Here is a 13,139-nt window from a genome sequence, read left to right on the forward strand (position 1 = left end):
GTGCAGACCGGTCTTTACGTTGCGATTTCGTCGCAGATGGCGCTTGAAAAGCGTCTCAATACACTTGCCGACAATATCGCAAACTCGGGCACCGTCGGTTTCCGCGGCACGGAAGTGAAGTTCAACCAGATGCTCGGCGATACCAAGCCGACCAAGGTTTCCTACGTCAGCAAGGGCGAAGAGTTCCTCAATAGCAGCAACGGTTCGCTGACGCGCACCGGAGGCATGTTCGATTTTGCCGTCAAAGGCGATGCCTGGTTTCAGATCGACACGCCCTCGGGTCCGGCGCTGACGCGCGACGGTCGCTTCACGCTGACCGAAACCGGCGAACTGGTCACCATTCGCGGCTATCCGGTTCTCGACGCCGGCGGCGCGCCGATCCAGATCAATGGCTCGGGCGGCGACGTGACCGTCGGCGCCGACGGTGCCCTGCACCAGAACGGTGTCGCGGTCGCCTCGCTCGGCCTCTACCAGGCCGACTTCAGCAAGGGCTTCATGCGCCTCGACAACAGTGCGGTGCTTCCGGCGGTACAGCCGGAACCGGTCGTCGATCGCTTCGATGTCGGCGTCATGCAGGGGTTCCTCGAAGAATCCAACGTCAACGCCATCGCGGAAATGTCGCAGCTGATCATGGTCACCCGCGCGTTCGACAACATCACCGCGCTGATGCGTGACAGCGAAGGGTCGCTCGACGAAGCGATCAAGACGCTCGGTGGCAGCCGCTAAGGCGTGACGGGAAACGGTATGGAACGCGAAGGCCTGAAGACGAGCGCCGCATCGACATCGCTGGCTGCCCTTGCCGGCCTGGTCGAACGCTACGCCAAACCTGAACATTCGATTGCGCCGGGCGGCCACGTCCAGACGATCTCTCCGGGCCACTATACGGTGACCGGCCTGTCGCGACATGTCCGGCTCGGCGATTTCGTCGCGCACAAGAGTTCGACTGGAACGCATCTCGGCGAAGTGGTGCGCGTCGAGCCTGAACGCGTGGTCGTCTGCCCGATCGAGCCGGGCGATCCGATCGGCATCCACGATACAGTCATCCGCAAGGGCGCCTTCCGCATCGCGCCGACCGACCAATGGTGCGGCCGGGCGATCAACGCGCTTGCGGAGCCGATCGACGGCCTCGGTCCGCTGCTGCAGGGCGACGTCCGCCGCTCGATTTCCAACACGGCACCGCCGTCGATGACCCGCAAGCGTGTGGAGCAGGGGTTCCGCACCGGTGTGCGGGCGATCGATATCTTTTCGCCGCTCTGCCTCGGACAGCGCCTCGGCATTTTTGCCGGTTCCGGTGTCGGCAAATCGACGCTGCTGTCGATGCTTGCGCGCGCCGATGCCTTCGACAAGGTGGTCATCGCGCTGGTCGGCGAACGCGGCCGCGAAGTGCGCGAATTCATCGAGGACACGCTCGGCGACAATCTTTCCAAATCGGTTGCCGTTGTCGCGACCAGCGACGAAAGCCCGATGCTGCGCAAGATGGCGCCGCTGACCGCCGTCACCATTGCCGAGCACTATCGTGACAACGGCGACAACGTGCTGTTGATCGTCGACAGTGTCACCCGTTTCGCCCATGCGATCCGCGAAGTGGCGACCGCATCAGGCGAGCCGCCGATCGCCCGCGGCTATCCGGCCTCGGTCTTTACCGAATTGCCGCGCCTGCTTGAGCGTGCTGGTCCCGGCGCTGAGGGCGCCGGCACCATCACTGCGATCATCTCGATCCTGGTGGACGGCGACAACCACAACGATCCCATCGCCGACTCGACGCGCGGCATTCTCGATGGGCACATCGTGCTCGAACGCAGCCTGGCGGAAGAAGGCCGCTATCCGCCGATCAATCCGCTGGCGTCGATCTCCCGTCTGGCACGCAAGGCTTGGACGCCGGACCAGGAAAAGCTGGTGTCGCGGCTGAAGGCGCTGATCCACCGCTTCGAGGAAACGCGCGACCTGCGCCTGATCGGCGGCTATCGCCCGGGTGGCGATCCCGATCTCGACATGGCGATCAAGCAGGTGCCGGTGATCTACGACGTGCTGACACAGACGGCGAGCGAGCCGCCGACGCAGGATGCTTTTTCCGATCTTGCCGGTGCGCTGAAGGCCGCGGCAATGGGCAATCAGCCGGGTGCTGCAGGGATGAGGCCGAGGTGATGGGTGTGACCGACTACGACGCCGACGAAACGATCCGCCAGCGCAAGCGCGAATCCGGCATGCCGATGATCGACAAGGCGCTGGCCGCAACCGGCATCATGCTGGCGGCCCTTGCGACCTTCTTTCCCTGGTACGCCTTTTTCAATCAGGACAAGTTCACGATGCCGCCGTTGTGGCAGGGCTCGACGCGTGATCTGCCGGAGAAGCCAGCGCGTAGCGTCCTGTCAGTATCGCCGTTGGCAATGTCCGATATGGACGGAGAAACCGTCGCGGCAATCGACCAACTGACGACGGCGACCGTTCCAAGCCTTGGCGGCGGCCCGGCCGTCGAGGGGACCGCTCCGAAGGAGGGGCTCGAGCAGCCATTCCCAGGCAAATCCGGCTTCAAGCTGATGCATGTCGCCAACGGTCGGGCTCTGATCGAGGATACGACCGGCATGTATATCGTGCGCATCGGTTCGATCCTGCCGGACAACAGCCGGCTGGCGACGCTTGAAGAGCGCGATGGCCGCTGGGTGATGATCACGTCGGGCGGCGAGGTCTACCAGGCCGACTGACCGGCCCCCATTTTCCGATCGTTCTTCTCCGTTGCGGGTTCGTCACTGTCCGCAACGGATAATGTCCTGCGTGTTTTGGATGCGTTCCGGCATCAGCACCAAGCTCGTTTCCGACGACAAGTCCCACGCAAGATTACCGACCTAGGTTCGCATCACCAAGCATGGAGCTTTTGATGCAACCGATTCAGCTTTTCGAACTCGCGTCCCGGCAGGCCCAGTGGCTGACCGTCCGCCAGAACGTGGTGGCCGGCAACATCGCCAACGCGAATACGCCGCACTACAAGGCCAAGGACGTCAAGCCGTTCGAAAGCGTGTTGGAAAGCACCGGCATCCAGATGGCCGCGACCCACAAGGCGCACTTCACCGAGAGCCTCGAAGCCTCGCAGGTGGCTGAGGTCGGCATGCTTGACGGCGTTCAGATCCAGCAATCCGGCAACAGCGTCGCGATCGAGCAGGAAATGATGAAGACCGGTGAGATCAAGCGCGACTACGAGCTCAGTGCCGGGCTCGTCAAAGCGTTTCACCGTATGATGCTCATGACGGTACGGAAGTAACAACCATGGATCCTTTGACTTCGGCCATGAAGGTCTCGGCCTCCGGTCTGCAAGCAGAATCGACCCGCCTGCGCATCGTTTCCGAAAACATCGCCAATGCACGCTCCTCCGGCGACGCACCCGGCGCCGACCCGTACCGGCGCAAGACCATCAGCTTTGCAGCCGAGGTCGACAGGGCCAGCGGCGCATCGCTCGTCGAGATCGAGCGGCTCGGCACCGATGATTCTGACTTCACCATCGAGTTCGACCCGGGCAATCCGGCCGCCGACGAGAAGGGCATGGTCAAGATGCCGAACGTCAACATCCTGGTTGAAATGGCCGACATGCGCGAAGCCAACCGCGCCTATGAGGCCAACCTGCAGACGATCAAGCAGTCGCGCGACCTGGTTTCCCAAACAATCGACCTGTTGAGAGCATCACAATAATGATCGACGCAATTAATTCTGTCGGCGCATTTTCGGTCATGAAAGAGGCCGAAGGTACCCGCCTTACGTCCTCTTCGTCGTCGGTCTTCGGTGCGGCCAGCGCCACCCCGGCGGCCCCGCAATCCCAGAGCTTTGCCTCGGTTCTCGGCGACATGGCGACCGACGCTATCGGCGCGATGAAGAAAGCCGAAGGCGCATCGCTCGACGGCATCCGCGGCCAGGCCAACACCCGTGAAGTCGTCGATGCGGTGATGAACGCCGAACAGTCACTCCAGACCGCAATCGCGATCCGCGACAAGGTGGTGACCGCCTACCTCGAAATCGCGCGCATGCAGATCTGAAGGAACGAGACATGAAGGCCCTTTCCATTGCCGCAACCGGCATGAACGCCCAGCAGCTGAACCTCGAAGTGATCGCGAACAACATCGCGAACATCAACACCACCGGCTACAAGCGTGCCCGCGCAGAGTTTTCCGACCTGCTTTATCAAACCGAGCGCGCCCAGGGCGTGCCGAACCGCTCCAACCAGGCGATCGTTCCGGAAGGTGCGATCATCGGTCTCGGCGTCCAGACGGCCGCCGTGCGCAACCTGCATATCCAGGGCAGCCTGGTCAGCACCGGCAACGACTACGACCTCGCGCTGGTCGGCCGTGGCTGGTTCCAGGTCGAAACGCCCGATGGCGAGACGGTCTATACCCGTGCGGGCGCCTTCAACAAGAATGCCCAGGGCCAGCTGGTGACGATCGACGGCTACACCGTCGTGCCGGGCGTCACCGTTCCGCAGGACGCCACCGAAATAGCCTTCACCAGCTCCGGCCAGGTAATGGTGCGCATCGGTAACGATCCGGCGATGCAGGAAATCGGCCAGCTGACGGTTGCCAACTTCGTCAATGAAGCGGGTCTCGAGCCGCAGGGCGAAAACCTGTTCAAGCAGACGCCGGCCTCCGGCGAGCCGATCGTCGGCACGCCGGCTGATCCGGGTTTTGCGCTGATCAAGCAGAAGTATCTCGAAGCGTCGAACGTCGATCCGGTCAAGGAAATCACCGACCTGATCTCGGCCCAGCGCGCCTATGAGATGAACTCCAAGATTATCCAGGCCGCCGACGAGATGGCGGCTACGGTGAGCAAGAACCTCAGATAACGGAAGAGGGGGCAAACATGACGTTTCGCCGAGCCGCAGGAATGACAGCTCAGAAGGACGGTTCCGCGCCAAGGGCGCGGCACGTGGTGGCGGGCATTTTGCTCGCCGCCGCTTTCCTGTCGCCTTCGGCAGGCTTTGCGGAACGGCTGACGGCAGTCATCCCCAAGCAGACGATTTACCCAGGCGAAGCGATCGACGCGAGCCGGGTCGAGATCGTTGATGTGACCAATCCCGATCTGACGGATGGTTATGTCAGGACGTTGAGCGAGATCGACGGCAAGGTAAGCAAGCGCACGCTGCTCCCCGGCCGCGTCATCCTGGCCTCCGCGCTGCGCGAGCAATATGCGGTCGAGCGCGGCTCCACCGTCCGTCTGATCTTCAGCAATGGTGGTCTCACCATCAGCGCGGCCGGTTCGCCCCTTCAGGACGCCGCGGTCGGCGATCTGATCCGGGCTCGCAACATTGATACTGGCGTTATCGTTTCCGGAACGGTGATGGCCGACGGCACGATACATGTGGTGGCGAAATGAAAATGCTTGCCTGCAAATGGTTCCTGACGCTGGCCGTCGCGCTGTCCACAGCGATGACGCCCGCCTTTGGCGCGTCGCGAATCAAGGACGTTGCCTCGCTGCAGGCCGGCCGCGACAACCAGCTCATCGGCTACGGCCTCGTCGTCGGCCTTCAGGGAACGGGTGACAGCCTGCGCGCGTCGCCGTTTACCGATCAATCGATGCGCGCCATGCTGCAGAACCTCGGCATTTCGACCCAGGGCGGAGAATCGCGCACGCGCAATGTCGCCGCCGTTCTCGTCACGGCGAACCTGCCGCCCTTTGCCAGCCCCGGCAGCCGCGTCGACGTGACCGTCGGATCGCTTGGCGATTCCACCTCCCTGCGCGGTGGTACCCTGGTGATGACCTCGCTCTCGGGCGCCGACGGCCAGATTTATGCGGTCGCGCAAGGGTCGGTCGTCGTCACCGGTTTCAATGCGCAAGGCGACGCGGCAACGCTCAACCAGGGCGTCACGACGTCAGGGCGCGTGCCGAACGGCGCCATCATCGAGCGCGAGCTACCGTCGAAATTCAAGGACGGCTTCAACCTCGTGCTGCAGCTGCGCAACCCCGACTTCTCCACCGCGGTCGGCATGGCCGCGGCGATCAACAAATATGCCGCGGCGCGATATGGCGGCCGCATCGCCGAAGCCCGGGATTCGCAGGCCGTTCTCGTCGAAAAGCCGAAGATGGCCGACCTTGCGCGGCTGATGGCGGAGATCGAGAACATCGTCATCGAAACGGACGTCCCTGCAAGGGTCGTCATCAACGAACGCACGGGCACGATTGTCATCGGTCAGGACGTGCGCGTCAACGAGGTGGCCGTCAGCTATGGCACCTTGACAGTGGAGGTCAGCGAGACGCCGACGGTGGTTCAGCCGCTGCCGTTCGCGCGCGGCCAGACGGCGATGGAGCCGAACACCACCATCGATGCTCAATCCGACGGCGGCACGGTCGCCATTCTCAATGGGTCCAGTTTGCGGTCGCTCGTTGCCGGTCTCAATAACATCGGCGTCAAGCCGGACGGCATCATCGCCATCCTGCAGAGCATCAAGACGGCCGGGGCCCTTCAGGCGGAGCTTGTCCTGCAATGATGAACATCGACCGCCTTCTCGGAAGATCCCGCAACATCCTGCTCGCATCGGTTGCCGTCGCGTCGATGCTGGCGATGCCCGGCGCCTTCGCCCAGGACGTCACCGCGCCGCCCGCCAGCAACGCCACAGCCAACGAAATCCAGCAGTTCTGCACCAACATCGCCGATGCTGCCCGCGACCAGCGCTACGTGCTGCAGCGCAAGGAACTCGAGGCTCTTCAGGCGAATGTCGACGACCGGATCGCGACGCTCGAAAAGCGGCGCGAGGAGTATGAAGACTGGCTGAAGCGCCGCAACGACTTCCTCAAGCAGGCCGAGATTGGCCTCGTCGGCATCTACAAGACGATGAAGCCGGATGCTGCCGCGGGCAAACTTGAATTGGTCCGTCCGGAGATTGCCGCCGCGATCGTCATGCAGCTGCCGGCGCGGCAGTCGTCGCTGATCCTCAGCGAGATGAGCGACGAGAAGGCCGCCATCCTGACCAACATCATCTCGAGTGCCAGCGATCCGAACACCTCGAAGGAACCATCATGAAAATGCGTCTAACGGCCATATTGGCCGCGGGCCTCCTCGCAGGATGTCAGAACCAGGCCATCAACGAGATCGGCCGTGCCCCCGCCATGAGCCCGATCGGCAGCGGTCTGCAATATACCCAGACACCGCAGCTGGCGATGTATCCCAAGGAGCCGCGCCATGTCGCCAACGGTTTCTCGCTCTGGAACGACCAGCAGTCGGCGCTCTTCAAGGATGCACGCGCGCTTAACGTCGGCGACATCCTGACGGTCGAGATCGCCATCAACGACAAGGCGTCGTTCGACAACAAGACCGATCGCAGCCGCAAGAACACCAGCGGCTTCAACATCGGCGCGAGCGGGCAGTCGGAAGCCAGCAGCTTTGGCTGGTCGGGTGACCTGAAATACGGCTCGAACACCAAGACCGAAGGCGACGGCTCGACCGAGCGGGCCGAAAAGCTCCAGCTGCTTGTCGCGGCAGTCGTCACCGGCGTGCTCGAAAACGGCAACCTTCTGATCAGCGGTTCGCAGGAAGTTCGCGTCAACCAAGAGCTTCGCATCCTCAATGTCGCTGGTATCGTGCGCACGCAGGACGTCGACTCCGAGAACGTGATCTCCTACGACCGGATTGCCGAGGCACGCATTTCCTATGGTGGTCGCGGCCGCCTGACCGAAGTGCAGCAGCCGCCTTACGGCCAGCAGATCATGGACCTGATTTCGCCGATCTGATCGGCAGGGAATGGCAAGATGGAAGAATTCGATACCGCCGCGCCCGTGAAATCACCGTCGAAGGTGATGACGATCGCCATCGTTGCCGTCCTGACGCTCGTCGCCGGCGGCGGCGGCTGGCTGGTCGGCGCCATGCTGGCGCCGCCGCCGCCCAAGGAGCAGGTGGAGGCGACCAAGGACACAGCTCCGAACGCAACCGGCGAGGAGGGCGTTCCGAAGATCGCGACGGAAGCCAACGGCGTCGTCCAGCTTGACCCGATCACCACGAACCTTGCCTACCCCTCGGAAAACTGGATCCGGCTCGAGGTGGCGTTGCAGTTCGACGGTGTCCCGGACCCGGCGATGGCCGAGCAGATACACCAGGATATCGCCGCCTATCTGAAAACCGTGTCGCTGCAGCAGATCCAGGGGCCGCGCGGCTTTCAATATCTCCGGGATGACATTCAGGAGCGGGTTGACCTGCGCTCGGATGGGCGCGTAACCAATGTTATGTTCAGAACCTTCGTCATTCAATGATTCGCTAAATGATCCGGCTCATCGCCTTCATAGTCGCCATGATGGCGATGTCCGGAATTGCCGGCGCCCAGAGTTTTCCCTCTGACATCCTGAACACGCCCATCGACGGATCGGCTGCCTCCTGGATCATCCGGACGTTCGGCCTTCTGACCGTTCTTTCGGTGGCGCCCGGCATCCTGATCATGGTCACCAGCTTTCCGCGCTTCGTGATCGCCTTTGCCATCCTGCGCACCGGCATGGGCCTGGCGACGACACCGTCGAACATGATCATGGTTTCGCTGGCGCTGTTCATGACCTTCTACGTCATGGCTCCGACCTTCGACCGCGCTTGGCGCGACGGCATCGACCCGCTGATGAAGAATCAGATTACGGAAACGGAAGCGCTGCCGCGCATCGCCGAGCCGTTCCGCGAATTCATGCTCGCCAATACCCGCGACAAGGATCTGCAGCTCTTCATCGATATAGCCAAGGAAAAGGGCCAGACCGTCGTCGTCAACGACAAGGTCGACCTGCGCGCCGTCGTTCCCGCCTTCATGATCTCGGAAATCCGCCGCGGCTTCGAGATCGGCTTCCTCATCATGCTGCCATTCCTGGTGATCGACCTGATCGTTGCCACCATCACCATGGCGATGGGCATGATGATGCTGCCACCAACGGCGATCTCCCTGCCGTTCAAGATCCTCTTCTTCGTGCTGATCGACGGCTGGAACCTGCTCGTCGGCAGCCTGGTACGCTCGTTCAGCTGACCAGCGAACCCGCTCCTCTTCGTTCTTTCAGCCTTGGCTTGTCGCCACGCGCCGTCTCCTGTGCGTGGCCGCGGCTGCTGCAGAAATATCCTCAAGTGTCATCGACCCAGGCACCAGCCGGTGAGTTTGAAACGTTGTCTTGCCCTTGTCGCGCTGTGTTTGATGCGCTGAGCTAAGCTGTAAGCAACGCGCCGGTTCTTGCGTAAAGCCGAACGAAAAACCCCGCCGGATGGGCGGGGTTCAGGAGGGTTATGATGTGCCGGCGGTTGAGCCCGCCTTCTGACTTTACTGTGCGAACGATCCTGTACGTACCGGCAGTGCCGGCACGTCGATGAGAGCAGGCTCCAATCCCTTCTTCGCGCGGTCGGCCATCGCCTCATAGGCCTGCTCGAGGTGGCGGCAGAAGCGTTCCGCATCAAAGAGCGGCATCTGCAGCCGGTTGTCGGCGAGCTTCTGCTTGTATTCGGCTACCTTGCCGCGGGTCTCGTAAAGGGCGATCGCCTGCCCGACATAGTCGTCGACATCGGCGGCAACGAGTTCCGGCACGCCGATTGCGCGCAGCAGGCTTTCGCTGACGCGCGAGGCGAAGTGCGTGCCCTTTGGCGTCAGCACCGGCAAGCCCATCCACAACTGCTCCGACGTCGTGGTGTGTCCGTTACAGGGGAAAGTGTCGAGGCCGAGGTCGGCGACTGGGATACGCGCCAAGTGTTGTTCGTACTCGACCTTCGCGCAGAAGATAATGCGTTTTGTGGCGATGCCGTAGCTCTGGAAACGCCGAAGAATATGAGCCTGGGCTTCCGGCTTGGGGCACATCAGCCAGAGAACGCTGTCAGGCGTCCTGCGCAGGATCCCAGCCCATGCCTTCATGGTTTCGACGGTGATCTTGCGGTTGGCGTTGAACGATGCGTAGACGAAAGCATCTTCCGGCAGGCCCGCTTGCGTGCGTGTCATCGCTGCCGGCCGTGGCCGGCCGGCAGGGTCGTTCGGCTGGTAGGTCTCGGGCAACCGGCAGAACCGCTCGTAGTAGTGGTCCTCGCTGCCATCGGGAAGGACGTGACGGTCGCCGATGATGTAGTCGAGATCGACGTTGACGGTGGTGCCGGGGAAACCGAGCCATGTCGCCTGCACAGGTGCGGTCTTGTGGTTGAGTATGGCAACGCGACTGTTCATCGTATGGCCCTTGAGATCGACGAGGATATCGATCTGCTCGTCGCGGATCGTCTGGGCGGCCTGCTCGTCGGAAAGGTTTTCGATGCGGACGATTTTGCCCCAGGTCTGACGCCCTTCGCCAGCAACGGCGAGGTGTTTCTCCGGCGTGTAGCAGAAGAGCGTCACGTCGAATTTCTCGCGATCATGCAAGGTCAGCACGGCTTGCAGGAGCTTCATCGTCGCGTGCGGTCCCCAGAAGTCGTTCGAAAGGTAACCCAGCCGTATCTTCTTGCCCCACACGTGCTGCATCTTGCGGCGTTCCTCGGGCAATGTTGGTGGGAACGGCTGATCAAGCGCAGCGGCCAGGCGGTTCAACTTTTCATCGCGGCACCAGTGCACATTGTAGAAAGGCGTTTCCGCGCGCAGAAATTTGCGGTTGGTCGCCTGGATCGCACGCTCCAGCGCCTGCGCATAGTTTTCGATTTCGTTGAAGTTGTTCACTTCCTGCATGAAAACGAGATAAGCCGACAGCAGGACCGGGTTCGATGGCGTCCGCCGGAACAGGTTGGTGACGATCTCGCGATCATCGTTGTTTCCGACATCCGACGTCAGCAGCTTTGCCGCCAGCACCTGGTGTTCCTGCCGCGCGCTCGCCGAGAGTGTCGATTTGAAAGGGCTGAGAATGTCGGCCTGGTCGCGCTTCAGGAACAAGGTCACGATGATGTAGGCAAGTTCGGGATCGGTCTTTGCCTGCTCGAGCAAGGGCCGGCCGAGGCTTAAGGCCTGATCATCATTGCCGCAGGCGAAATGCAGCTTCATGGCCTCGGCCAGGAAATGCTCCGAACGCAATCCGCCTTCTTCGCCGGCCAGCTGATAGGCTTGTGCAGCATCGCTCCGGAAGCCGAGCTTCAGCAGTACCTTTGCCAGAAGCGCATAGGTCTTGGCATCACGGGTAAGATCGAGCAGCTGATTGAGGGTATCGAGCGCCTCGGTGTACTGGCCTTTTTGATACTGCCGCGAAGCGGAAGAGAAGATGGTGTGGGCGTTCAAGGGAAGCTCCATGGGATAAGCGCAACCGTTGTCACCGCGCGAGCCTGTGCAACGTCAATGTTCCAGGGTGTTGTTTTGAAGCAGAAACCTTGCCCCAAGCGGGATTGTTGAGCGATTTGCGTATTGTTTGCCAATAAACGCGATGTCGATGAAGTCATTCGCGGGCGACGGGGTGGCGGCAAAGTAACGTGCCGTTAACCATAGGATTTTGCTTAGAAAATATCCTTCCGCCTTAATGAAATCGCAAGCTTTGGGAGGGATATTCACCTTCACATGACGGGTTTGGTTTCCTTCACTTGAGTGAGCGGAGCCGAGTGGCATGAAGCCGGTCCGTCATTGCCGGTAGACGTATTCAGTCCGGCATGTCCCCAACCGTGTAACCTTGTAAATTTGAGGGACAGTCTCATGACTTCTATTATGACCAACAACTCGGCAATGGCCGCACTCTCCACGCTGCGTTCGATCAATTCCTCGATGGAAACGACGCAGGACCGTATTTCGTCCGGCTACCGCGTTGGTAACGCTTCCNCGGCAATGGCCGCACTCTCCACGCTGCGTTCGATCAATTCCTCGATGGAAACGACGCAGGACCGTATTTCGTCCGGCTACCGCGTTGGTAACGCTTCCGACAACGCCGCTTACTGGTCGATCGCAACGACCATGCGTTCGGACAACAAGGCCCTCGGCACAGTTCAGGACGCACTCGGCCTCGGCGCTGCCAAGACCGACGTTGCTTACACCGGCATGAAAGCCGCGATCTCGGTCGTCGACGAAATCAAGGCAAAGCTGGTTGCTGCCAGCGAGCCGGGNCGGCGCTGCCAAGACCGACGTTGCTTACACCGGCATGAAAGCCGCGATCTCGGTCGTCGACGAAATCAAGGCAAAGCTGGTTGCTGCCAGCGAGCCGGGTGTTGACAAGTCCAAGGTCCAGAAGGAAATCACGCAGCTGCAGGATCAGCTGAAGAGCGTCGTCAAGTCCGCTGGCTTCTCCGGCGAAAACTGGCTCTACACCGCTTCCGGCGCAACTGCTCCGGGCACGAAGTCGATCGTCGGTTCGTTCAACCGTGACGCTTCTGGCAACGTCAGCCTGACGACGCTCGACGTCGACACGACCAAGACCATGCTGATCGACGAAGCAGCAACAGCAAACGGCCTGCTCACAGACGCACTCAAGGACTCCACTGGCACGGCCATCGCCGGCGTCAGCGTTCTGACCCTCGACATCAGCACTGGGGTAACGGCAACGACACTGGCCAACTACCTCAGCGGTGTCGACACTGTCCTGAAGAGCATGACCGATGCCGCTTCGGACCTCGGCGCCGTCAACAAGCGCGTCGATCTCCAGAAGGACTTCGTCGACAACCTGATGGACTCGATCGAATCGGGCGTCGGCAAGCTGGTTGACGCCGACATGAACGAAGAGTCGACCCGCCTGAAGGATCGAATCGGGCGTCGGCAAGCTGGTTGACGCCGACATGAACGAAGAGTCGACCCGCCTGAAGGCTCTGCAGACGCAGCAGCAGCTCGGCATCCAGGCTCTCTCGATCGCCAACAGCAGCTCGCAGAACATCCTGTCGTTGTTCCGCTAAGCGGTCCAGACACCGGCGACTTCGGTCCCGGACTGCAAAACGAAAAACCGCGTCTCCATCGAGGCGCGGTTTTTCTTTTGTCGGTATGTTTTTTTCGTCTGCGGCTTCAAGCTTCGTTAACCATCTTGGTGTTTTCTGTGGCTATCGAAACGGCGGGTTAACCAACAAGATTAACGCGTTAGCAGGCATGAAGCTGGCCGCCGGTTCCCGGTAATCCCGGAATGTCCCTTTCAATCCAGTTTTCCCAAGGGGCACTCAGCCAATGACGTCTATCATGACCAACAACGCGGCAATGGCCGCACTCTCCACGCTGCGTTCGATCAATTCCTCGATGGAAACGACGCAGGACCGTATTTCGTCCGGCTACCGCGTTGGTAACGCTTCC

The 13,139-nt window shown here is 61.3% G+C and carries 16 protein-coding genes and 2 pseudogenes; 16 read left to right on the top strand and 2 right to left on the bottom strand.

The genetic code is table 11. From position 1 onward, the window contains the following. The 13 genes from flgF to fliP all read left to right on the top strand — a co-directional run bounded on the left by flgF (position 1) and on the right by fliP (position 8,966). The gene (gene flgF, locus ASD52_RS14560; protein ID WP_025425915.1) at positions 1-726 is read left to right on the top strand and encodes a flagellar basal-body rod protein FlgF; all 726 of its coding nucleotides are present in this window, start codon (positions 1-3) and stop codon (positions 724-726) included. Between the two features lie 18 nt (positions 727-744). Further along, positions 745-2,145: a flagellar protein export ATPase FliI gene (fliI, locus tag ASD52_RS14565; protein ID WP_025425916.1), complete on the top strand. Its 1,401-nt coding sequence runs from the start codon at positions 745-747 to the stop codon at positions 2,143-2,145. Next, positions 2,145-2,702 (top strand): hypothetical protein, encoded by a 558-nt coding sequence (locus tag ASD52_RS14570; RefSeq protein WP_025425917.1) that lies wholly within the window; start codon positions 2,145-2,147, stop codon positions 2,700-2,702. Before fliI ends, ASD52_RS14570 begins: the two co-directional genes overlap by 1 nt. A 173-nt stretch (positions 2,703-2,875) precedes the next feature. Next, positions 2,876-3,256 carry a flagellar basal body rod protein FlgB gene (flgB, locus tag ASD52_RS14575; RefSeq protein ID WP_025425918.1) on the top strand — a complete coding sequence of 127 codons (381 nt, stop codon included), beginning with the start codon at positions 2,876-2,878 and terminating at the stop codon, positions 3,254-3,256. Between the two features lie 5 nt (positions 3,257-3,261). Then, entirely contained in the window at positions 3,262-3,681 is a 420-nt protein-coding gene (flgC, locus tag ASD52_RS14580; protein ID WP_025425919.1) for a flagellar basal body rod protein FlgC, read from the top strand. Then, positions 3,681-4,022 (top strand): flagellar hook-basal body complex protein FliE, encoded by a 342-nt coding sequence (locus ASD52_RS14585; protein WP_025425920.1) that lies wholly within the window; start codon positions 3,681-3,683, stop codon positions 4,020-4,022. Before flgC ends, ASD52_RS14585 begins: the two co-directional genes overlap by 1 nt. Positions 4,023-4,033: 11 nt before the next feature. Next, the gene (flgG, locus tag ASD52_RS14590) at positions 4,034-4,822 is read left to right on the top strand and encodes a flagellar basal-body rod protein FlgG (protein ID WP_025425921.1); all 789 of its coding nucleotides are present in this window, start codon (positions 4,034-4,036) and stop codon (positions 4,820-4,822) included. A 17-nt stretch (positions 4,823-4,839) separates the two neighbouring features. Continuing rightward, positions 4,840-5,352: a flagellar basal body P-ring formation chaperone FlgA gene (gene flgA / locus ASD52_RS14595; protein ID WP_025425922.1), complete on the top strand. Its 513-nt coding sequence runs from the start codon at positions 4,840-4,842 to the stop codon at positions 5,350-5,352. After that, the gene (locus ASD52_RS14600; protein WP_025425923.1) at positions 5,349-6,464 is read left to right on the top strand and encodes a flagellar basal body P-ring protein FlgI; all 1,116 of its coding nucleotides are present in this window, start codon (positions 5,349-5,351) and stop codon (positions 6,462-6,464) included. The genes flgA and ASD52_RS14600 overlap by 4 nt, the downstream gene beginning before the upstream one ends. Further along, the gene (locus tag ASD52_RS14605) at positions 6,461-6,997 is read left to right on the top strand and encodes a MotE family protein (RefSeq protein ID WP_025425924.1); all 537 of its coding nucleotides are present in this window, start codon (positions 6,461-6,463) and stop codon (positions 6,995-6,997) included. Before ASD52_RS14600 ends, ASD52_RS14605 begins: the two co-directional genes overlap by 4 nt. Continuing rightward, the gene (gene flgH, locus ASD52_RS14610; RefSeq protein ID WP_025425925.1) at positions 6,994-7,704 is read left to right on the top strand and encodes a flagellar basal body L-ring protein FlgH; all 711 of its coding nucleotides are present in this window, start codon (positions 6,994-6,996) and stop codon (positions 7,702-7,704) included. Before ASD52_RS14605 ends, flgH begins: the two co-directional genes overlap by 4 nt. Positions 7,705-7,722: 18 nt before the next feature. Next, a complete protein-coding gene (locus ASD52_RS14615; RefSeq protein ID WP_025425926.1) occupies positions 7,723-8,220 on the top strand; it encodes a flagellar basal body-associated FliL family protein in 498 nt (165 codons plus the stop codon). A gap of 8 nt (positions 8,221-8,228) precedes the next feature. Beyond that, a complete protein-coding gene (gene fliP, locus ASD52_RS14620) occupies positions 8,229-8,966 on the top strand; it encodes a flagellar type III secretion system pore protein FliP (RefSeq protein ID WP_025425927.1) in 738 nt (245 codons plus the stop codon). Between the two features lie 285 nt (positions 8,967-9,251). Here fliP and ASD52_RS14625 read toward each other — a convergent pair whose 3' ends face one another. After that, positions 9,252-11,165: a glycosyl transferase gene (locus tag ASD52_RS14625; protein WP_025425928.1), complete on the bottom strand. Its 1,914-nt coding sequence runs from the start codon at positions 11,163-11,165 to the stop codon at positions 9,252-9,254. Positions 11,166-11,219: 54 nt separating this feature from the next. Further along, positions 11,220-11,486, bottom strand: a complete 267-nt coding sequence (locus ASD52_RS38385) for a hypothetical protein (RefSeq protein ID WP_156585422.1) — start codon at positions 11,484-11,486, stop codon at positions 11,220-11,222. 208 nt (positions 11,487-11,694) lie between these two features. On the opposite strand from ASD52_RS38385, the pseudogene ASD52_RS38390 reads away from it, so the two are divergent. From ASD52_RS38390 to ASD52_RS40005, 3 genes and pseudogenes are all read left to right on the top strand, one after another. Beyond that, positions 11,695-11,974: pseudogene (locus tag ASD52_RS38390) on the top strand (flagellin); the annotation flags it as partial. Position 11,975: 1 nt separating this feature from the next. Next, positions 11,976-12,754 (top strand): annotated as a pseudogene (locus ASD52_RS14630) (flagellin); the annotation flags it as partial. 331 nt (positions 12,755-13,085) lie between these two features. After that, positions 13,086-13,139, top strand: a 54-nt coding sequence (locus ASD52_RS40005) for a hypothetical protein (protein WP_244497470.1), incomplete at its 3' end; no start/stop codon positions are given.

Origin of the sequence: Ensifer sp. Root142 (assembly GCF_001426785.1) — a bacterium.
Taxonomy (GTDB): Bacteria; Pseudomonadota; Alphaproteobacteria; order Rhizobiales; family Rhizobiaceae; genus Ensifer; species Ensifer canadensis.

Coding starts and splice junctions, on each gene's coding strand:
- fliI (WP_025425916.1), top strand. CDS start 745: ATGGAACGCGAAGGCCTGAAGACGAGCGCCGCATCGACATCGCTGGCT.
- ASD52_RS14570 (WP_025425917.1), top strand. CDS start 2,145: ATGGGTGTGACCGACTACGACGCCGACGAAACGATCCGCCAGCGCAAG.
- flgB (WP_025425918.1), top strand. CDS start 2,876: ATGCAACCGATTCAGCTTTTCGAACTCGCGTCCCGGCAGGCCCAGTGG.
- flgC (WP_025425919.1), top strand. CDS start 3,262: ATGGATCCTTTGACTTCGGCCATGAAGGTCTCGGCCTCCGGTCTGCAA.
- ASD52_RS14585 (WP_025425920.1), top strand. CDS start 3,681: ATGATCGACGCAATTAATTCTGTCGGCGCATTTTCGGTCATGAAAGAG.
- flgG (WP_025425921.1), top strand. CDS start 4,034: ATGAAGGCCCTTTCCATTGCCGCAACCGGCATGAACGCCCAGCAGCTG.
- flgA (WP_025425922.1), top strand. CDS start 4,840: ATGACGTTTCGCCGAGCCGCAGGAATGACAGCTCAGAAGGACGGTTCC.
- ASD52_RS14600 (WP_025425923.1), top strand. CDS start 5,349: ATGAAAATGCTTGCCTGCAAATGGTTCCTGACGCTGGCCGTCGCGCTG.
- ASD52_RS14605 (WP_025425924.1), top strand. CDS start 6,461: ATGATGAACATCGACCGCCTTCTCGGAAGATCCCGCAACATCCTGCTC.
- flgH (WP_025425925.1), top strand. CDS start 6,994: ATGAAAATGCGTCTAACGGCCATATTGGCCGCGGGCCTCCTCGCAGGA.
- ASD52_RS14615 (WP_025425926.1), top strand. CDS start 7,723: ATGGAAGAATTCGATACCGCCGCGCCCGTGAAATCACCGTCGAAGGTG.
- fliP (WP_025425927.1), top strand. CDS start 8,229: ATGATCCGGCTCATCGCCTTCATAGTCGCCATGATGGCGATGTCCGGA.
- ASD52_RS38385 (WP_156585422.1), bottom strand. CDS start 11,486: ATGCCACTCGGCTCCGCTCACTCAAGTGAAGGAAACCAAACCCGTCAT.